Origin of the sequence: Brevibacillus borstelensis (genome assembly GCF_036700025.1) — a bacterium.
GTDB classification, from domain to species: Bacteria; Bacillota; Bacilli; order Brevibacillales; family Brevibacillaceae; genus Brevibacillus; species Brevibacillus borstelensis.
Genome location: NZ_CP144922.1, coordinates 5,493,595 through 5,512,924, shown reverse-complemented (window position 1 = coordinate 5,512,924; position 19,330 = coordinate 5,493,595). Strand labels below are relative to the sequence as shown.

The following is a 19,330-nucleotide window of genomic DNA, read 5'->3' as shown; positions in this document are numbered from 1 at the left end:
AATTGACCACCTAGTGGTACATCGCTCATAAAAAAGTTGACCACCTGAGCACCTCTTTCCTGTATCTTGTAGTTGTCTAGACAACAAGATATAGGAGGAAAGGAAATGCTTCAGATGGCTAATTATGAGTTTATCAGGAAACAACACTTTCTGCTAGGGAAGTCGATTCGTCAAATTTCTCGCGAAACTGGCTACTCGCGTCAAGTGATACGAAAAGCCTTGACATCAACGGAAATCCCTGTATACCAGCTTTCAAAACCGAAGCCGAAGCCAGTCATTGATTTTGTCAAGCCCATCATCTTGGAATGGCTGCGTCAAGATGAACAGGCTCCCCCGAAGCAGCGTCATACTGCCAAACGTATTTACCAGAGACTCGTTGACGAACATGGATTCACCGGCGGTGAATCTACTGTACGACGCTACGTCAGAGAGTTGCGGGTTTCTCCTCCTAAAGCATTTGTCCCTCTTGATTTCCCGCCAGGGCGATTTGCCCAATTTGACTGGGGTGAGGTTACGGTTCATTTACAAGGGAAACAAGTGAAGGTTCAAGTCTTTTGTATGCGTTGCACATACAGCAGAAAGATTTTCATCAAGACATTTGCTCATCAGAAGCAAGAGGCTCTTCTCCAAGGTCATGTTGTTTTTCGCAAGTCAAAAATACAGAGAATCGCTGCGGATTTGTGCATAGGCACGGCCAACGCTGAAGATTATGACGATCTCACTCCGGATAGCGCATTTCGTAGCCGGTAGCTCTCGCCGGTGAAAGCCAGGACGTGTGCGTGGTGAACGAGTCGGTCCACGAGCGCTGCTGTCAGTCTGGCATCTCCAAACACCGTGTTCCACTGGCCAAACTCAAGGTTAGAGGTGACAATCACACTCCTTTGCTCATAGCATTCGGAGATGACGTTAAACAGTAGTTCAGCTCCGTCTTTGTGAAAGGGCACAAACCCCATTTCGTCGAGGATGAGTAACTCAGCCTTCTGCAACTCCCGCTGAAAACGGCTAAGCGTCCCGGATTGGTACTTGTCCTGTAACGCGGCCACAAGGTCATGCACCCGAAAGAATCGTACCTCGTACCCTCGTCGGCAAGCCTCCACGCCTAGTGCCGTTGCCAGGTGGGTCTTGCCTGTTCCCACTTTGCCCAGCATCATCACGTTCTCTTTCCGCTCGAGAAATGCCAGATCCGTTAGGAGCTCACGACTGCAATGCGCTGGGAAGGTGACTGCTCCGAAATCATAATCCTCTAGTGTCTTCATCTGTGGAAACCGGGCTTTCTTCATGAGTCTGCGAATCCTGGATATCTCTCGGCCCCGCAGTTCCACTTGGAGGACTTCAAGCAGGTATTGCGAGCGGTCATTGAACGCAATCGCCTCGTACGCTTCCATCACATACCCCAAGTGGAGGTTCTTGCATGCAGTAACCAATTCGTGTTTCATGCTCTGCTCACCCCCAGAATGGCGTCATATTGCCTGAGGTCCGGTGTGTGCCCGTGAATCTCCATCGGTGTATGAGCCTCCGCAAACGGCTTAGGGTGAAACTCAGGATGTTTCATCGCATATAGCGCATGCTCAAGGACTGTGTCAGGATCGAAATGCCCAGCCAGTGTATCGAGTGCAGCACCCATGTCGGACATCTGGTGTGTATCTAACAATCGACGAATCAGAGCCACACGAGATTTCCTCAGATCGATATCCTCCACTTGCACGAATCTGCGGACGGAAGCAGGCATGAACCTCGCCAGATCGGAGTACATCACCATCCTTGGCTTTCTCAGGTAACCCTCAAACACATCTGTCCACTCAATCGGGATTGCCTTTTCCGTGTACGGGCGAGGCAACGTCCCCAGGTGTCGGTACTCTCCGTCGCCCGACAAAACCTCGATCTCGTCCCATTTCACCTTGAGCAATACGGGATCTAGCGCACGGCACTGCGGTAGTGGATATGTGGTTGTTTCAAACCGGAGTTCCCTATATTTGTTCAAGCGGGCCGGTTCAAGCCTGAAAACCTCAAACGCAACGGTTGGCATAGCCAAAAGCTTCTTCCGTTCTTGCTCCCACAAGTCGACGATACGCTCTTTCTTGGCATAGTGTGGACGATCCATGTCTGCCTCTGCTGCCTGGGCCAAGTATGTCTCAAGGTCAGCATCCGTTTCGCAAATCGGTGGTGGTACGAGCCAATTACGCCGACTGTACCCCACCTTGTTCTCCACATGCCCCTTTTCGTGACCACGATAGGGATTACAGAATTCTGGGTCGAACCGGTAGTGGGTAGCAAACCGCAGGAACTGATCGGTGCATGACCGCTTTCCATCACGGCCAATCGAGACCACCGCCGCCGACAAGTTGTCGAACCAGATTTTCCTCGGAACGCCTCCCATCCGTTCAAAGATGCGCTTCATTGCCTCCAGAAAACACTCTGTGTTCTCCTTTCGAACCGGAAAGGCGAAGGCCGCATTGCTAAACGGGAAGGACATAATCAGCACTTTGCGCTCCACGAGTTGACCTGGTTGCCCAACATAGGCTGTACCAAAATCAACCTGTGCCTCGCCGCCGGGGTGTTCGAGTCGTTCATAGCTTTCGGCACGTTCCAGCTTGAGTTCTTTTCGGCGTTTGGCTACATATTCTTCAACAGTGCGTCGTCCGCCCTCAAACCTGTATTCATCACGCAGACGATCAAAGATTCGCTTCGCGGTATAACGCTGTTTGCGGGGCAACGCCTGCTCCTCCGTTAACCAAGTATCAATGATGTCAAGATACGGACCGAGAACGGGATATCGTCTCTTGCGCCGACAAACGGGTTCATTCCAATCGTCCTTTGTGGCGTATTTCTTGGCTGTCCTCCAATTGACTCCCATGGCTCTCGCAATCTCCGAGATTGAATAATCCTCATTCTCGTACAAAAATTTGATATACTGTTGCTGTGGCACTTTCAACATTCCTCTCACATCTCCCTGGTTCTTCTGGACAAAGACCAAGGTAGACTTAATAGAGTGATGTTGGCAAGTGCCTATTTATTTTTCCGCCTTGTAAAACGCAGGCTAGCTCTGCATTTTTACGCTGCGATTTTCTGTACTTTTATTATGCGATATACACATGTAGATGCTTTTGAATTTTTCGGTGCTGTTCCCCAAGTCATCACATACGACAACCTGACAACAGCCGTTAAGAAGGTATTGGAAGGCAAAAATCGCGAGGAACAAGAGCGATTTATTCAGCTACGTGCCCACTACCTGTTTGAAAGCTATTTCTGTGATCCGGGAAAAGGGCATCAAAAAGGCCAAGTGGAAAACCTCGTACAGTTTGCCCAGAGGCAATTTTTTGCACCTGTTCCTAGTGTTTCTTCTCTGGAGGAGCTAAATCAAATCCTCCTCGAAAAATGTATCTCTTACGAGAATACAACCGTTCCCCGGTCTTCCCTAACGGTTGGAGAAGCATTTGTTCAAGAGTTGCCCATCATGCTTCCATTGCCTCCACGGCCATTGGATTGTTTCCGTGTTGTACCCGTGAAAAGCAATACGCTATCCATGATCCACATTGAAAAAAATGCCTATTCCGTCCCGGTTTCCTATGCATCGACCCAACTTATTTGCCGAGTATTTGCTGAAAAAATTGAGGTGTATCACGGAAAAAGCCTGATTGCGACGCATGAGCGGTGCTTGGAAAAAGGAAAGGAGATTTTGCAATACGATCATTATCTGGATTTACTTCTTATTCGCCCAGGAGCAGTTCTTTATGCTAGACCATTGCATCAGGCAGGATTACCCGCCATTTACCAAAAGTTCTTGGACAAGTGCCGTAACCGACCAGGAGGGATGAAGGAGTTCGTTCGACTCTTGCTTTTGCACCGTGAATTCGATACTTCTCTCGTCGAAGAAGCACTGGGGGAGGCCTGCCAAAAAGGGATGTTCCAGTATGATGCCGTAAGGCAATTATTGTTTCAGCGAACATTGCCGGAACACCGTTTGCCCCAACTCTCGTTGGCGGAGGATAGCTCTGTTCCACGTATTCAGGTAAAGGCCCCAGATCTTAGCCAGTACAATCGTTTGTTACAGAAAAGGAGTGTGGTTCATTGAGTACGAGTTTCCTGCTTGAAACCTACGCGAAACGCCTTCGCTTACCTGCGATTAAACGTGTCTATAAGGAAATCGCCCATGATGCTGCTGAACGGCAAATTCCCTACGAGGAGTTCCTCTTAGCCCTACTAGAGCAAGAAGTTCAGCAAAGGGATGCTAACCAAATCGCGAGTCGCATCAAGCACGCCAAATTCCCTTCTATGAAAACGCTCGATCAATTTGAATTCTCGGCGATTCCGTCCCTCAATAAGCCCAAATTGCTTCAACTGGCTCGTTGTGAGTACATCGAAAAGGCAGAGAACATCATGTTTATCGGAAACTCTGGCACTGGCAAAACTCATCTCTCCATTGCACTCGGGAAGGAAGCTTGCCATCATGGCTATTCCGTTCAGTTTTGGACTGCCGCTAAAATATGTAACGAGCTTATGGAAGCTCAGTCCCAAAAGCGAATCCTCCAGCTAGAGAGGCAATGGTTGAAAACAGATTTGATTATTTTGGATGAAGTCGGGTTTGTCCCTCTGAGTCGGACCGGGGCGGAGTTATTATTCCAATTTTGTGCGGCCCGCTATGAGAAAGGAAGCATGATCATTACCAGTAATCTGGAATTTACGGAATGGACACAGATTTTCAAAGATGAGCAAATGACGTCAGCCCTGGTTGATCGGCTTACCCATCGTGCCCATATCTTTGCAATGAATGGAGACAGCTATCGCTTTAAGCAGAGCATTCAAAGATCGTGATCATGAAAAAGTTACCCACCCGACGGGTGGATTGATTTTTGCCATGGTGGTCAATTTTTTGATGAGCACGGTGGTCAACATTTTGATTGACATTCACATCGAACGCAAAGAAAATTTACTCTTAATGGGTGCCGTCGGCACAGGGAAAACCCATATGGCAACGGCACTGGGCGTGGAGGCTTGCCGCCGGGGCAAGGCGGTACAGTTCTACCGGGCTTCCGATTTGGTTTCTGTACTTCAGGAAAAATTTGTGGCGGGAACACTCAGCCGATTTCGCGAGAAATTGAAAAAGATAGATTTACTTATTCTCGATGAAGTCGGCTACGTGCCGTTCAGCCAAACCGGTTCTGAGTTATTGTTTAACGTGATTGCGGATTGCTATGAGCAACAGAGTGTGATCGTTACATCTAACCTGGAGTTTGGCCAATGGACATCGGTGTTTGGAGACACGAAGCTCACGTCGGCGCTCGTTGATCGTCTGGTACACCACGCTCATATCCTCTCATTCACAGGTGAGAGTTTCCGCTTCAAACAGGCAATGGATAGGATTCCTTTGTAGTTTCAAACGGCTGGCAAGTGCTTAGGCAATTTTGGCTGCAAAGCTGAGCATTTTCTACTTGCAAAACACAAGACAAAAGCCGGACACCAAGCCCAAGTGGACTGGAAGATTTGCGAGTACATCGATTTAAACGGTGAAGTGCGTAAAATCCCCGTTTTTACGATGGTGTTGGGTTACTCCCGAGCGATGTACATCGAATTTACAAAGCGCTGTGACATCCACAGTTTCTTACGCTGCTTGATGAACGGTTTGGAATACTTCGGCGGTGTTCCAAAGACCATGCTAACCAACCAAATGAAGACCGTTATTCTTGGCATGGGCGATGATCGAAAGCCGAGATGGCATCCGTTGTTTGAAGATTTTGCTGCGGCTATCGGCTTGATCCCCAAAGTTTGCCGCGTACGACGTCCCCAAACGAAAGGAAAGGTCGAGAGAAGCGTTCAGTTCATCGAGCAGAACTTCATGCCAGGGCGATCATTCACCGATCTTGGTGACCTAAATCGCCAAGCCAGACACTGGTGCGATGAGCAAAACCGTCGTATCCACGGTACAACTGGGGAAAGACCGATCGATCGCTTGGCACAAGAGAAGCTCGGTATGCTTCCGTCTCCGGAACGATGGGCAAAGTACCGGTTTGAACCGAGGAAAGTAAGCCGTGACGGATTTGTGAGCTACGACGGCGTTCGTTATGGCGTTCCATGGCGGTATAGCGGACGTGAAGTAAAGGTACGAGAGGTAAACAGATTCGTCGAAATATACTGCGAGAAGCAGCTCATCGCCCGGCACGAGAAGCAGTACCAATCCCGAAGGCTAGTGATGTGTGAGGACCAATACACGAATTTGAGTACAGCTCAGGGATATGCTTATCCAAAGCCGCAAGGCGTTCAGATTCCTGTACAAGACGTGGAAGTGCGTCCGTTGGACGTGTATGAACGTCTTGTGGAGGTGGGCGCATGATTGAGCTCGAACAAGCCCGCCAGCGTCTGGAGGAACTTGGTTTGGGTCAAGCCGCCCAATCGCTTGATGCCAAGCTGGAAGCTGCCAGCCGGAGCCAAAGCACGTATCTCTCTTTCCTCAATGATCTACTGGACGCTGAGATTCAGGATCGCCAGCGCCGAAATGTAGAGGTCCGCATGAAGCTGTCTCACCTCCCTTATCGGCGTACGCTCAACGAATTCGACTTCTCGTTTCAACCGGGGATTGATGAACGACTGATTCGTGAACTGGCTGCGCTGACGTTCGTTGGGAGGCAAGAAAACGTGTTGTTTCTCGGGCCTCCCGGCGTGGGGAAAACGCATTTAGCCGTTGCTATCGCTATGGAGGCCATTGGACAAGGATTGCCTGTGTATTTCGTCTCTCTCGCGCAGCTCGTGGGCGATTTACGAAAAGCTTATGAAGAGAATCACCTGGACAAACGAATGAGGGTATATCTCAGGCCACGCATCCTCATCGTGGACGAGGTGGGCTACCTCCCCCTCGATCCGCTCGCTGCAAACCTGTTTTTTCAGTTGGTTTGTGCACGCTACGAGAAAGGAAGCATGATTCTGACTAGCAACAAGAGCTTTGGCGAATGGGGCGAACTCATGGGCGATCCCGTTCTTGCTACAGCTGTTCTCGACCGCTTATTGCATCACTCCCACGTCGTGAACATCCGGGGGAACAGCTACCGGCTCAAAGAAAAACTAAAAACCGGAATCTATTCGACACCAGGCGCACAGGTGGGTCAAAATTATACCGGCGCTCGTGGGTCAAATTAATTCCGGCGTTGACAGGCCCGAAGATGGATTGCCATTTCTTTTTCCCGTATCTACAATGATCAGCCCCCTATAGTAATATAAGGACATATATTACTATAGGATATTCCGTCAAAAACAGGAAATCGGGAAATGCTGCATAGGGAAGCACCTGGATACTGTATCCAATAATGGGGATCGTAAAGAAGATAGACTTCATTGTAATGAAGTCCCAGAGAGGAGACAAACTCCCTGGCTGAACTAACAGCAGAGGGAGTTTGTCTCCTCTCTGGTCCAGTTCTATATGATTTGGACCAGAAAATGATTTCTCTCGCCACCCCTTTTTCACGATTTGACCTCCTCTAAGCTGACCACCGGAAAAGCATTTACAGGCAGCCAAGGAAGAAGGGACGTTCGTTCACGTAGGCAACGACGATATGCGAAGGGCCTACCATTTTCAGACATTGTTTTTTGTTTCGACTTTACGCTTATTACCTTTACATGTTTAATACAAAATTGAAATTTTGCACTTCAACAACATTCTATGCAAAAGCAACAGTTAAAAAATTTAATGATGCGGCAACAAAGTTCCTCCCAAGTACCATCTCCCTCATAAAATATATTCGGGTCAAACTATCTAAATCCAAAACTCAACCCCATTTTTTTCAATTACCTCCTTAAGCCACTCCGAAAAGGACAAATTAATATCGATAGGGTTTTCCGGATCCATTGACTGAATCCAGGTAAGATACCCGTTTCCGGAATTAATCCTATCTTGATCTACACATATACACCCAAGAGAGTGACTACTCCATGCAATAGGATAATACGGATGATCAATACTATAAGCTTTCCAGTACTCTATTACATTTTGAGGACTTAAAATTTCGTAACCCCCTCCGTAATAGGAGTCCTTAAATAACCTTGCGCTGGAGTAATTTTCTAGGAAGGCTCTATAATCGATAGGTAACTCAAACCTATTTAATGTTTCGTCAATTTGTCTAGGATTAAATGACTTATTAAACAAAAATTCAATGTCGCCACATTTTATTAATAGCATTTCTTCATGTTCTTCTCTTACGCCTTTTATTAAGTTAATTATTTCTTCAAATTTATGTTCCATAGTATCCCCCTCTAGTCAATTGTAAGGACTATCACTTTTGATAGCCCTTTTTTACATATTTAATAATTATTCCACCAATCTGTGATTTCATGATGATACAAAATGTACTTATTCTTTCTATCTTTTTTTAGTAAAGGAATTAAGTTATCTACATCATTTGTACCGTAGTATTCTAATGGAATCATATGATGAATTTCAACGTCATCCCAATCAAAATATTGGGGCTTTCCGTAGTAAGACTCGTAATGTTTCTCGAAATTTTTTCTATAATTGGAACTCCTGTCTCTCGTTAGTTTAACCAAGTTTGCATCCGGCTTAATTAGTTCTATATTCGATTGAGGATCAACATAATCAGGATATATCTCTCCTAAACGATTTGTTAAAATTTTTTCGGGCCCATTAATCTTATTAATTGGAACGACTCCTCCTTGTGCTGTGGTAGCCGTTCCAGACATATCACCAGACCACCAAAATGTATCAGCGTTTGCTGATACATATTCCGTCCGACCTACCCGTGGGTAGGGAATTCTTGCAGTTTTATAGTTTTCGTATCGATAACTCCCTCTTTCGTACACTGATCTAGTGATTTCGTGTCTGAACGCAACCGAAGTTATACTACCTAAAACAGCTGAAACCCGGACATTTGAAGTTACCTCGCCGTTTGGATAATCGCTAGTCATATAGTGGTCAAAAGCAATAGCGGCAAATTCCGGTAGTTGCCCCATGGTTCTTTTATCAGATGTTGTTGCGGTGGTTGCTACAAAATCAAAAGGAGTTTCATCTGGTTCCGATTTAGCACCAAAAACCTTTTTTCTCTCCCCACTATTAATAGCCAAACTGCTTAATTCCTCGTTATCGATAACCGTTACATTTTTACTCTGCAGTATACGAGGTTCATTAAGCACTTCGGCAAGATCTTCCAAACTCACTCCCTCAGCAAGCTGAATAGGTAAATTCTCGAAGTCAATATTTTCTTCTGCTAAAATAGTTGAAGATAAGTATGATGTGGGTAAAAGCAAAGAAAGTGATAGTAAGGGAACTAGAAGCTTCTTAAAAAGTTTCATTGTTTTATCCTTCCTTTTCTATATTAATTCATATTAACCATAATGCAAAAAAAATGAGAAAGTTGTCGTAATTTGTAAGACACACAAATTTAACATTATTAAATTCTCGCTATTTAATCCTCAATACTGGGCACTCCCCCGTTCCTTGCCTGGTACAACTCATATTCGATTCGCCAATCCCATCCAAAGTATCAGACGAGTACTTTTGTCGAAAGCAGGGACAAAATGGCTTGCTGTTGTCTATCAGGATTAGATGCACCACCCCCTAACCTTAGAGCCAAGCAAGATAATGATTGAGTTCGTAGCGGATGCCCCTACTGAAGGAATTAAAGGAACTGGATCAGAACCCTTCCGCTTGTCGAATAACTAATCATAAAGTAAAGACTATACGGAGGAGATCGAGGAACTGGATTTGTATATATGATCATCTTGGATGACTACTGCTCATTTAATTTCAAAATTCTGCCTTCTCCATTGTAATTACAAACTTCATGATTTCTGAGAGGGATATTGAATACAGTCGTAATAGTAGGCAGTATTTACTTGTTTACTATTTTGCTAAAAGATGTAGGTCTTGTATCTGAAGCTCTAAAGAGCTTTTAGCATGCAGACCCTGTTCCTTACGGAACATTGTCTACATGCTGGACTTCATTGTAAGTCCATAATAAAAATTGTAAAAAAAACATTTTGTACAGGAGATAAAAAATGGGTAATTTAATCATCGAACCTGGGAAGGGCATCGGTTTAATAAAACTTGGCATGAACAAAGATGAAGTTGAAAAATGCATTCAGAAATATACTGAAAAGTACATCAGAAGGAATATCATATTCAGGACTATTTCAAGGGCTTCTTCATGGTGGAATATGATTCTGAAGGTAAGGTTGACTTTATAGAAATTCCTGAGGTTCTAAAGGAAACATTTAACTGCTTATTGCTAGGCATTGATGTATTCAACACGAAAGCTGAAGATCTTATAGAGAAAATTGATAAAATTGCAGAATATGATCGAAATCAATCTGATGGCTACACGTATTTTTTCCCGTCATTAGGGCTATCTTTATGGAGATCAGATATATTCAAAGAGGAGTATATGCTCGAAGACTCGTTTAAAAAGCTGAGTCCAGAAAATCAAGAGGACAAAATAAGACACTTATATTTTGAATCCGTGAGCATAAGAAGATAATATTAATGCAGGTGTGAACGGCACTGTTAAAATCCTCAATAACGGCACTTGAAAATTCCCCACTTTCGGCAGAAAATCTCTCCCTGGAGGAGAGAAAATATGCTTAAGAATGGGGAGTTTTACTTGATCAAAGACATGAGACAAAGAGGAATGAATATCACACAAATTGCTGATTCATTAGGGAGGGATCGAAAAACAATTCGTAAGTGGCTGAAAAAGGATGAGCCTTCGAAATACCAACGATCTGTTAAAAAAACAAGCATTCTCGATCCATTTAAACCCTATATCAAAGCGAGAATGGAAGAAGGCTGCTTCAATCCTGTCGTTTTGTTTGATGAGATCAAAGCCCAAGGTTATCCAGGGCAAATTCGGCTCCTTCGCTCATTCATGGAACCATTGCGCCCGGTTGTTAAGACCAAGGCAACGCTCCGTTATGAAACGGCACCCGGAAAGCAAGCGCAAGTAGACTGGGGACATTTTAAGGTAGAGTGGAATGGTGGATATAAACGGCTGTACGCCTTTGTCATGGTTTTGGGATACTCGAGAATGTTGTATGTGGAATTTACAGAGAATGAACGGCTTGATACCCTCATCGGCTGCCACTTGCGTGCTATGCAATACTTTGGCGGCAGACCGGAAACATGCTTGTATGACAATATGAAAACCGTCATTGTCGGTTACGACGATCAAGGGCATGTATTGTGGAATGAACGATTTTCCCAGTTTGCAAGCCATCACGGTCTTACGCTGCGACGCTGCGCTCCCTACCGTGCACGAACAAAAGGGAAAGTGGAAAATGGAGTAGGATATGTTCGCAAGAACTTTTGGCCTCGGGTGCAGACGTTTACCAGCCTTCGTGACTTGAATCAGCAAGTACGTCATTGGTTGGATACGGTGGCTAATGTACGGGTACACGGCACCACGCATGAAAAACCAGTAGATCGATGGAAACACGAACAGTTGAAGCCACTTAACCCGATCCCATTCGAAGAGGTAGAACGCCATACTCGAAGAGTATCGAATGATTCACTCGTTTCTTACGGAGGAAGCCGGTATTCAGTCCCCTATGTTTATGTAGGTCATACGGTAGAAGTACAAGATCTCCAGAATGGCCATATCCGGATCTATCAGGGCAACATGATCATCGCTGAACATCCTAAAGCTACTCGTACCAAGCAAGTCATAACCAATAAAAAACACTTCGAGGGGATTCAAAACCAAATTGGCGCGAAGGCTCCCCAACCTATGCCGCGTTTGGTTCCCAATCCAAGCCCCGAAGTGGTGGAACGTGATTTGTCTGTCTATGAGCAGTTTGCTGACGAGGAGGTAATCGTACAATGATACTCCAGGCCCGTTTAGAAGAAGCCTTTGTACAGATGGGATGGGTACGAATCCCGGAAATTATTCACCACCACGCAGAAGAAGCTGCTGCTCAGAATATATCGTATTTGGAGTTCTTGGACAAGCTTTTGCAAGAAGAAATCATGGCCAAGAGGGATCGGTTTATCCGCATGAAAACGCGATTGGCTCATTTACCCTACCATAAAACGTTGGAGCAATTCGATTTCAGTTTCCAGCCCTCCATTGATGAAAGACGGATTCGTGATTTGGCAACCCTCCGGTTTGTACAACAACAAGAGAATCTCATTTTACTTGGTCCGCCAGGGGTCGGCAAGACTCACTTGTCTGTTGCTTTGGCTCTCGAAGCTATCAAACAAGGGTTGACGGTTTACTTTACAACTGCTCATGATTTGGTTCAGACGCTCCAGATTGCTCATCAAAACAATAGCATCAAACAAAAAATGCGAGCATTTATAAAACCGAATGTACTCATCATTGATGAAATTAGATATCGCAAAATGGATGAAACCGCAGCTCACTTTTTCTTTCAAATTGTATCAGAACGTTATGAATCCGGCTCAATTATCCTTACTTCGAACAAATCCTATGGTTCGTGGGGAGAGATATTTGGGGATACAGTACTTGCTACAGCCATCCTTGATCGATTATTGCATCACTCCCACACGATCAACATTAAAGGGGAAAGTTATCGCATAAAGGAGAAGAAAAAAGCAGGTTTCTTTCGACCCGAGTCAACCGAAGATAAAACAGAATAAACGGAATTTTGGTCGCCACCCGCCCCCCTCAGAGGGGGCATCATTCAGACAAACCTATTGCCTATAATGGGGAAAATTCGAGTGCAGATAATGGGGAATTTTCATTTGCAGTTGACACAGGAATGGAAGGTATTAATTTGACACTTTCGTATTAGGCGAGAATATAAAAGGAGGAGCCCCCAGGGAAAAGTCGCTTACAAGGCGCTCCTGGGGGCTTGCGTTTTACTACCCAACCTCAAGACAAAAAAACAGGGAGGCTAAGAAACCTCCCTGTTTTGCGACTTTCAAAATCCCTAATTGCTGATTTGGAGAATTTATCAGCCGCCTACACCATGCTCATATTGAATAATGCCAGGCTTTGGTTTAATTTTGGCTGTTTGGCCAGCCTCTGCCGCCACTACATTACTAAACAGTCCCAAGATCAAAGCCAGAGAAAGCAGCAATCCTTTTTTCATCATTTCGTACCTCCTCTAAAATTTGGTGATACTCTTGTTTCTGCTCGTCTGTTGCATAGTTTCTATATGCTTCAAAGGTTGTGACACAGTGTAAGAAATCCTTTTCATTGTTCTTGACTATGGATAAAGTCAAAGCCTGTAGTGTTTCGTCAATTCCAATTAGATGTTGACCATTATTGAATCGGTAAATAGCCAATCCATATCTGAAACGAAAATTACGGTCTATATTGAGTGGATCCCGATAATGAGTAAAAAGTTTGATCTCCTCAGAGAAGTCATCGATAATGCGATCGACCGTAAATCCATGCTTGTTAGCCGATTCAATAATAGTTATCAGAGCAGGTAATATTTCAGGGGGATTATGTTTCAGGAAGTCGAGATATTCGGGCAAAACCTCAACATTCCCCAGGAGAATTTCCAAGGTGTACATATTCGCTTTTGCCCATAACTGAAACTTCTGAACTTCATAATGGCCAACTTCATCTAAAAGTTCAAACCAACTGAGGTCAGCATACCCTTCGACATATCGTTTGGCCTGTTCGTAAAGCCCCTGTTTTTCTAAAGCTGCTGCTTTTAGCAGGTATCCTTGTCCATAGTATACAACAAGATGTCTTTCTGTGTTTATCGGATCAAAAGTTTTTTGGGTTTTCTTTTTGCGCAGCTCATCCTCGTATAAGATTACAGCCATTTCGCGCAACTCATCAGCATACTTCTCCACGTCTCTCCACTGGTGTAAAGAGAAACAGGTGTTAGCTAAATGAAGCAATGCATCTAATTGATAATGTTCTAGGAGCCTTTTCCGATAAGGTTCAAAGCGTATGACGGCCTTCCAGTTTTCTTCGGAATTTGACCCCAACACCGCCCGAAATAAACGGTATTGAGCCATGATAAAATGATGGGAGTAGCTATCCTTTTCGTTGTCGACCACGAACTGATAAAAAGGCATTGATTCCTTCAGTTTCCCATTTTCAAAGAGCTGCTCGGCTACTGAAAATAGGATTCTTATATTTTTGGGATTCTCCAGCAGCTTTGAGACAGTCTCGTTAATACAATCCTGTCGGCCAATTTCAGCACAGCGAGCCAGATACGGGATAACACGTGGACGCGAAAATTTATCTTCTGTTACACACTCTTCCGGATACAGTTCGTATAACCATCCCGGCTCGTGGCCAAACGCGATGGCCAGTTGATCCAGTTGGTATACTGTCATGGGACGAGGAGGATTACCATTGAGAATCGTGCTGAGAGTCCCTGAATTAATGCCGGTTAATTCGCTGAGCCTACTAATTGTAAACCCTTTCAGCCTTAAATTCCTTTCGATCTCTGATCGCAATGACGGCTGGACCATTACCCCCATAAGAAACCCCCCTCTAATACACGAATTACTAAATTCCTCCTGGCAGATTCTTTGCTCCATAGAAAACTTTATATCCTTAAACTATTCCTCATATTACCACAATACGCAACAAAAGTAAATATATGGTTATTGATGGGATTCTAGAATAGGAGAGCGGCCAATCAAGTTATGCTGCAGGGAAATAAAAGAATCTCCGAATGTTTTTGAAATCGGCGTTACGCCCAAATGGGTGCTGGAGACGAAGCAGGTCCGTGTGAATGGCAAAGACCTGACAGAGACAATCGAAGTTGGCGTGGCATATGCTCCCGCCCGAGAGCTCGCAGCAGCCTTCGACTTGCAGGTGGAGTGGGACGGTATTTCAAAAACCGTCAAATTCTCAAAAAGGTGTGTCTGAAAATGACAATGTCCCTCTGACGGCAAAAAAGCCGTTGGAGGGGCTACTTTTGTTTCTAGGCAAGTTGTATGATAGTGGAAAAGAAAGGTAAAGTGAAAGGTTAAATGAACACATGCTTGCGCGGTCAATTCAAGTCTCCATCTTGAATTGCTGGCCCGGGTGAAAACAACTGATTTGAAGTATATGAACCAAGGCCCCACTCAAAAGTGGGCACTTTCCTTTTTTTACAGAAAAAAACACCTACGGTATTCCGACTTTAGGTGGTATCTTGTTCAAAAGGCTTCTGTAAGCCTTCCTGAGGCGTTTTCAGAACGAGTGGCATCATGTTTGAAAAAACTAAAGAACGATCCTATATTTCTTCACAACGCTTTTTACCACCGGGTAGCCAACGCCGCCGCCTTCTTCTTTGGAGTACCAAAATCAAATAAATGTGGCAAATCCTCTTCCAATTATAGTCGGCCCCGAGTTTTCAACGTAAATGTTAGAGCAGGCGAGAGGTAACTAGGTAGTAGCCTGCAGCTAAGGCAACTGGAGGAGTAGGTCAGAATCGGTCTTTTGTATATCTACATAAAGGGATATATTTACATAGTTAATATCTGATGTTATATTTAGTTATGCTTGGGTACATTGGGATTATATGTAATAACAGGGGTTCAAAAGGGAGGGGAGTAATAAGGATTTGGTTGCTGCTATCCAAGCAATTAAAAATTAATGGAGGAAGGTTAGATGATTAAGAAGCGACTACTCTCACTAATATTGACGTCATTAGTATTAATCACGAGTTTTTTTGGAATCTCTTCAAATGTTAACGCGACAAATAACGAAGAGTTCGTATTTGAGACAATTGACATTAAAGATCTTGATGAGCATCCTGATGTAAAAGAAAAAATCGTAGAAGAGGGCTTCGAAGATTACATCAAAGAAGAGAAATCGTACAAAGAATTATCAGAACTTTATGAATTGGACGATCTGAAATCGGATGACCCGATAGAAATTGAAGGCGTTCCGGCAAAAGAGGTTGAAAGAATAATAAAGCAATACAACATTCCTGAACCTGAAATCCTTGTAACAGAGGATAGTCAAGTTCTCTTGGTTAAGCGAAACGTAAAAACTAACTCAATCGATGGAGTAATTGCGTTTAACCTTCTTGTTTCTGATAGTGGAGCTAAGTTAACTATGGTTCATTTACAAACAGGGGTTGATCCAGTTGACGTCGTAAAAGGTGAAATAATGAAGTATAATGCGAGTGGAACTAAGTGGGTACTTGATGACACAAAACGAATTAATAAGACTAATGTACGAAGCGGTACCCTGGTTACGTGGTCAGAAGATATTAATGCTGTTTCGGATTATTTTGAATACGAGCTGACGATAATAGATAATGGTGTATCTTGGTACTTTAGTGGTGGAGGTAAAGATAAGAAGTGGCAACGCTACAATTTTGAGGTAGACCGGTACAGAGATTTAGACGCTTTGGGTGGTCAAAGACATCATTTTGTATCGGCAACACCTTTAAGGAGAGCTGGGTTCGATTCCAACTATGCACCTTGCATTAGGATGTTAGCAAGAGACCACCACAAAACACCAAGTTATGGCGGTGGAGGAGAAAGTCATAGAGATCAAGAAGAAGAATATTTAAAAGAGCAGCGTTATCAAGCAGTGCTTGATTTTAACGTTGAAGGATTTAGGAAAACCAATGATCCAGAGGGGTACTATAGCAGTCTACTTCACAAGTACCGTAGTGCAGTTGTTGAAGCAGTTTATCAATATGAGGGATACTTTGGTATGGACAACTAAAATATTGAACAAAATAATGGAGCAATCGGTATTATCTCTCTTCTAAGATTACTCGATTGCTCCATGGATTCTATAGGTGAAACCGTTACATATAACGAGGGGGATAATATGGACGTGTTATTAATTGAATCAGGCAAGGGAATTGGGGACATAAAGCTTGGTATGACCAAAGATGAAGTTAACGAATGTATCGAAAAATATACAACTAAGTATCAAAAGCCAAATTATATGAAAAATTACTTTAAAACTGCATTTAATATCAAATATGATTCGGAAGGAAAGGTAGAGTTTATAGAAATTCCTTCAGAATTAAAGGATGATTTTCAATGCTTATTTATGAACATTGACATTTTCAATACTAAGGCCGATGAGTTGATCCGACTAATTGATGAAATATCCCCTTATGATAGGAGTGATACGGAATTAGATACTTGTTTTACTTTTCCGGGACTAGGTTTGATACTTTGGAGACCAGATGTTCTTAAAGAAGAGGATTTGGAAGAAGACTGGTTTAAGGAATTGAAACCATCTATTCAAGAAGATACAAAGAAAAACTTATACTTTAGTTCAGTAAGTTTAAAACAACCAAAATAAGGCACTCCTTCGACGGGAATTTGCGTTCTCGTTAAGAGGCCTTTTTTTAGACCGAGTCAAATTAAATAAAACAAGGAGATTCTGGTCGCATCGATCCGCAAAAAAAAGAAGCCGGTGGGTGGCATCCGGGTATTCGCCTACGGCAAACAGACACAAATCAAATTCGAGTGAACAGCCAAGACCTGACGGAGACAATCGAAGCTGGCGTTGCCTATGCTCCTGCCCGGGAGCTCGCCGCAGCCCTAGACTTGCAGGTGGAGTGGGATGGTATTTCAAAAACAGTGAAATTCTTGAAAAGATGTGTCCGCAAACGATAGTCGATCAAATAAAAGGATTTGTGCAGGAGAGGGGCGCGCTGATCGCTTTGCTCCTATTTATTTTGCTCTTTATGGCAGATGACCTTTTCCCTCGCATCTTCGGGTTTATCGCCCAAATCGAGAGCCTCTATTCAGGATTCGAGTTGTACGTGCTGACCAAGGAACAAGAACTCATCGATCGATATGAATTTCTGGCTGCTCGTATCCAATATGGATTTAAACTATTCGGCGGAAAAATAGCATGGGTATGGCTGGTGACGTTGATGTATCGTTATTTACGCAGAAGAATTAAGAAGGTGTAAGAACGTGCGAAGCCCTCCTGTGGATTTGTTCCGGGGAGGGCTTTTTGCTATAAAAATTCAATCTCAAAGAAAGAGAATTATTCTTGCTGTTTAATAAATTTTTCAATATTGCCAAGTAATTCATAGTCAAACGAAAGCGATGATTCTTTTTGTTTTTTGTAGATTTTATCATTAGCGTTGCATAAAAAATGAATCCATCTATTGTCAAATTATTCTGAATGACATTTTCAACTTTACAACCAAAAACGAGAACAGCCAAGCAAAAGGTAGCCACTATCCATTTGGTAGTTTTATACATTTATTACAACATCGACAACAACAAACAACACTTACTTCCTTTTCTGTCGCCCTCTGGATGTTCGTTTGGATTGGTAATCCATTCTGCCTATCCATTGTTCAAAGGTCTGCCAGAGAAACACTTTGAGCCATCTACTGATTTGCAGCAGACTGTGCTGACTGTTTCTTTCCAGCTTTACAAGAAGCAACAAGCAGTAAGCAATGAGAGCGAGAAAAACTTGATTCCAGACCGCATTTTCACTTGTTCCATAGAACGTCTTGATCTTTGCGTGTTGTTTCATCCATTTGAAAAACAGTTCTATTTGCCAGCGCCAACGGTAGATGTCGCTCAATTCTTCTGCTTCTAAGTCGAACCGATTGGTGATGATTCGAATACGATTTCCTTTCGAATCATGCGTTTCAATCAGTCGTAACACATTATCCACCCGTTTTTGTGGCGTTCCAAGAAGGATCATGGAGTCGGATAAAACGGAGCTTTCTGGTGGTACTTTGAAAGTATACAAATGACGAGTTTCCGCGTTATCCTTGAGACGTGAAGCAAAAAAGATGCCCTGATCGGTATACTCATCGAACTTTTCATAATCCACGTACCCTCGATCAAAGACGTACATGGCTCCGATCTCATCAATCAGCGACTCCATTTGGGTGCGGTCATTGGATTTGGCACAAGTTAGGGAAATCTTTTCAGGATAGACATCCTCCTGGCTTGCGAAAACGAGACGAAGATGAATTTTGATTCCTGCCTTTGTTTCGCGAAAGGTTGCCCACTTATACTTTTGCAAACATAATCCAATTGTAGTGGAATCAATGATCTTTATGTGTTTTCGAAGAGAGCAGGCTTTTCCAGAAACGCGTTGAATTTGCTGGACAAGGTCGACAAAAACTTCTTCAAGCAAAGCAGGTTCTACCCGATTGTTTTTTCGACTAAGCTGTGCGGGGCTGATCGATGACAGTCCTAATTCTTGCTGAAATTTCTTTGATAGAACATCGTCAGCAATGGCTCGAAGCCCTTCGCGTTGCTGAAGTTGGGCATGTAAAAATAGGAGAAGATACGCTTTTGTCGTCAGCTTCTTCACGTACTTGTCTTGATCCGTTTCGTCAATTCGTTGTTGAAGTTTCATAATATTGATGGGTGCAACCCATTTACCAAATGAAGAAAATAGGGTATTCTTGTCCATGAGCTATCCTTTGCGTTGGATTTGGACAGGAACTACCTGACCTTTCC

Annotated in this window: 17 protein-coding genes and 2 pseudogenes; 13 read left to right on the top strand and 6 right to left on the bottom strand. The window is 43.7% G+C overall.

The genetic code is table 11. From position 1 onward, the window contains the following. The first annotated feature begins 105 nt into the window (after window positions 1-105). The gene (locus V5G20_RS26505) at window positions 106-750 is read left to right on the top strand and encodes a hypothetical protein (protein WP_338462852.1); all 645 of its coding nucleotides are present in this window, start codon (window positions 106-108) and stop codon (window positions 748-750) included. Here V5G20_RS26505 and istB (V5G20_RS26500) read toward each other — a convergent pair. Both istB (V5G20_RS26500) and istA (V5G20_RS26495) read right to left on the bottom strand, forming a co-directional pair. Next, entirely contained in the window at window positions 708-1,436 is a 729-nt protein-coding gene (istB, locus tag V5G20_RS26500; RefSeq protein WP_122906949.1) for an IS21-like element helper ATPase IstB, read from the bottom strand. The genes V5G20_RS26505 and istB (V5G20_RS26500) overlap by 43 nt on opposite strands. After that, window positions 1,433-2,935 (bottom strand): IS21 family transposase, encoded by a 1,503-nt coding sequence (istA, locus tag V5G20_RS26495; protein WP_122906950.1) that lies wholly within the window; start codon window positions 2,933-2,935, stop codon window positions 1,433-1,435. Before istA (V5G20_RS26495) ends, istB (V5G20_RS26500) begins: the two co-directional genes overlap by 4 nt. Window positions 2,936-2,992: 57 nt before the next feature. Here istA (V5G20_RS26495) and V5G20_RS26490 point away from each other — a divergent pair, with 57 nt between their 5' ends. The 6 genes and pseudogenes from V5G20_RS26490 to istB (V5G20_RS26470) all read left to right on the top strand — a co-directional run bounded on the left by V5G20_RS26490 (window position 2,993) and on the right by istB (V5G20_RS26470) (window position 7,128). Next, entirely contained in the window at window positions 2,993-4,072 is a 1,080-nt protein-coding gene (locus V5G20_RS26490; protein ID WP_422388010.1) for a Mu transposase domain-containing protein, read from the top strand. Then, the gene (gene istB / locus V5G20_RS26485) at window positions 4,069-4,812 is read left to right on the top strand and encodes an IS21-like element helper ATPase IstB (RefSeq protein WP_025846873.1); all 744 of its coding nucleotides are present in this window, start codon (window positions 4,069-4,071) and stop codon (window positions 4,810-4,812) included. Before V5G20_RS26490 ends, istB (V5G20_RS26485) begins: the two co-directional genes overlap by 4 nt. A gap of 97 nt (window positions 4,813-4,909) precedes the next feature. Continuing rightward, window positions 4,910-5,371, top strand: a pseudogene (istB, locus tag V5G20_RS26480) (IS21-like element helper ATPase IstB); the annotation flags it as partial. 81 nt (window positions 5,372-5,452) lie between these two features. Beyond that, a pseudogene (gene istA, locus V5G20_RS27195) lies at window positions 5,453-5,971 on the top strand (IS21 family transposase); the annotation flags it as partial. Beyond that, window positions 5,969-6,328 (top strand): Mu transposase domain-containing protein, encoded by a 360-nt coding sequence (locus V5G20_RS27190; protein WP_422388009.1) that lies wholly within the window; start codon window positions 5,969-5,971, stop codon window positions 6,326-6,328. The pseudogene istA (V5G20_RS27195) and the gene V5G20_RS27190, both read left to right, overlap by 3 nt. Next, a complete protein-coding gene (gene istB, locus V5G20_RS26470) occupies window positions 6,325-7,128 on the top strand; it encodes an IS21-like element helper ATPase IstB (protein ID WP_338462848.1) in 804 nt (267 codons plus the stop codon). The genes V5G20_RS27190 and istB (V5G20_RS26470) overlap by 4 nt, the downstream gene beginning before the upstream one ends. 613 nt (window positions 7,129-7,741) lie before the next feature. On the opposite strand, the gene V5G20_RS26465 is transcribed toward istB (V5G20_RS26470), so the two are convergent. Together V5G20_RS26465 and V5G20_RS26460 are read right to left on the bottom strand one after the other, a co-directional pair. Further along, window positions 7,742-8,227: an SMI1/KNR4 family protein gene (locus V5G20_RS26465; protein ID WP_171506478.1), complete on the bottom strand. Its 486-nt coding sequence runs from the start codon at window positions 8,225-8,227 to the stop codon at window positions 7,742-7,744. 59 nt (window positions 8,228-8,286) lie between these two features. Beyond that, window positions 8,287-9,291: an HNH endonuclease gene (locus tag V5G20_RS26460; RefSeq protein ID WP_171506479.1), complete on the bottom strand. Its 1,005-nt coding sequence runs from the start codon at window positions 9,289-9,291 to the stop codon at window positions 8,287-8,289. Window positions 9,292-10,145: 854 nt separating this feature from the next. Here V5G20_RS26460 and V5G20_RS26455 point away from each other — a divergent pair. From V5G20_RS26455 to istB (V5G20_RS26445), 3 genes are all read left to right on the top strand, one after another. Continuing rightward, entirely contained in the window at window positions 10,146-10,475 is a 330-nt protein-coding gene (locus V5G20_RS26455) for a hypothetical protein (protein ID WP_228006697.1), read from the top strand. Between the two features lie 99 nt (window positions 10,476-10,574). Further along, a complete protein-coding gene (istA, locus tag V5G20_RS26450) occupies window positions 10,575-11,816 on the top strand; it encodes an IS21 family transposase (RefSeq protein ID WP_338462844.1) in 1,242 nt (413 codons plus the stop codon). Further along, window positions 11,813-12,592, top strand: a complete 780-nt coding sequence (gene istB / locus V5G20_RS26445; RefSeq protein WP_338462842.1) for an IS21-like element helper ATPase IstB — start codon at window positions 11,813-11,815, stop codon at window positions 12,590-12,592. The genes istA (V5G20_RS26450) and istB (V5G20_RS26445) overlap by 4 nt, the downstream gene beginning before the upstream one ends. 405 nt (window positions 12,593-12,997) lie before the next feature. Here istB (V5G20_RS26445) and V5G20_RS26440 read toward each other — a convergent pair whose 3' ends face one another. After that, window positions 12,998-14,404: a helix-turn-helix domain-containing protein gene (locus tag V5G20_RS26440; RefSeq protein WP_228006686.1), complete on the bottom strand. Its 1,407-nt coding sequence runs from the start codon at window positions 14,402-14,404 to the stop codon at window positions 12,998-13,000. Between the two features lie 1,120 nt (window positions 14,405-15,524). Here V5G20_RS26440 and V5G20_RS26435 point away from each other — a divergent pair. The 3 genes from V5G20_RS26435 to V5G20_RS26425 all read left to right on the top strand — a co-directional run bounded on the left by V5G20_RS26435 (window position 15,525) and on the right by V5G20_RS26425 (window position 17,808). Beyond that, window positions 15,525-16,595 carry a hypothetical protein gene (locus V5G20_RS26435; RefSeq protein WP_172920276.1) on the top strand — a complete coding sequence of 357 codons (1,071 nt, stop codon included), beginning with the start codon at window positions 15,525-15,527 and terminating at the stop codon, window positions 16,593-16,595. 108 nt (window positions 16,596-16,703) lie between these two features. Then, window positions 16,704-17,189 (top strand): hypothetical protein, encoded by a 486-nt coding sequence (locus tag V5G20_RS26430; RefSeq protein WP_172920277.1) that lies wholly within the window; start codon window positions 16,704-16,706, stop codon window positions 17,187-17,189. Between the two features lie 259 nt (window positions 17,190-17,448). Continuing rightward, window positions 17,449-17,808: a hypothetical protein gene (locus tag V5G20_RS26425; protein ID WP_251247596.1), complete on the top strand. Its 360-nt coding sequence runs from the start codon at window positions 17,449-17,451 to the stop codon at window positions 17,806-17,808. 329 nt (window positions 17,809-18,137) lie between these two features. Here the strand turns inward: V5G20_RS26425 and V5G20_RS26420 are convergent, their stop codons facing one another. After that, entirely contained in the window at window positions 18,138-19,283 is a 1,146-nt protein-coding gene (locus V5G20_RS26420; RefSeq protein WP_025845287.1) for an IS4 family transposase, read from the bottom strand. Window positions 19,284-19,330 lie beyond the last annotated feature (47 nt).

Bases quoted from the DNA above. Each gene is read 5' to 3' on its own strand.
- istA (WP_338462844.1), top strand. From the start codon at position 10,575: ATGCTTAAGAATGGGGAGTTTTACTTGATCAAAGACATGAGACAAAGA.
- istB (WP_338462842.1), top strand. From the start codon at position 11,813: ATGATACTCCAGGCCCGTTTAGAAGAAGCCTTTGTACAGATGGGATGG.
- istB (WP_122906949.1), bottom strand. From the start codon at position 1,436: ATGAAACACGAATTGGTTACTGCATGCAAGAACCTCCACTTGGGGTAT.
- V5G20_RS26505 (WP_338462852.1), top strand. From the start codon at position 106: ATGCTTCAGATGGCTAATTATGAGTTTATCAGGAAACAACACTTTCTG.
- V5G20_RS27190 (WP_422388009.1), top strand. From the start codon at position 5,969: ATGCTTCCGTCTCCGGAACGATGGGCAAAGTACCGGTTTGAACCGAGG.
- V5G20_RS26435 (WP_172920276.1), top strand. From the start codon at position 15,525: ATGATTAAGAAGCGACTACTCTCACTAATATTGACGTCATTAGTATTA.
- istA (WP_122906950.1), bottom strand. From the start codon at position 2,935: ATGTTGAAAGTGCCACAGCAACAGTATATCAAATTTTTGTACGAGAAT.
- V5G20_RS26430 (WP_172920277.1), top strand. From the start codon at position 16,704: ATGGACGTGTTATTAATTGAATCAGGCAAGGGAATTGGGGACATAAAG.
- V5G20_RS26465 (WP_171506478.1), bottom strand. From the start codon at position 8,227: ATGGAACATAAATTTGAAGAAATAATTAACTTAATAAAAGGCGTAAGA.
- V5G20_RS26455 (WP_228006697.1), top strand. From the start codon at position 10,146: ATGGTGGAATATGATTCTGAAGGTAAGGTTGACTTTATAGAAATTCCT.
- V5G20_RS26440 (WP_228006686.1), bottom strand. From the start codon at position 14,404: ATGGGGGTAATGGTCCAGCCGTCATTGCGATCAGAGATCGAAAGGAAT.
- V5G20_RS26490 (WP_422388010.1), top strand. From the start codon at position 2,993: ATGTTGGCAAGTGCCTATTTATTTTTCCGCCTTGTAAAACGCAGGCTA.
- V5G20_RS26460 (WP_171506479.1), bottom strand. From the start codon at position 9,291: ATGAAACTTTTTAAGAAGCTTCTAGTTCCCTTACTATCACTTTCTTTG.
- V5G20_RS26420 (WP_025845287.1), bottom strand. From the start codon at position 19,283: ATGGACAAGAATACCCTATTTTCTTCATTTGGTAAATGGGTTGCACCC.
- istB (WP_338462848.1), top strand. From the start codon at position 6,325: ATGATTGAGCTCGAACAAGCCCGCCAGCGTCTGGAGGAACTTGGTTTG.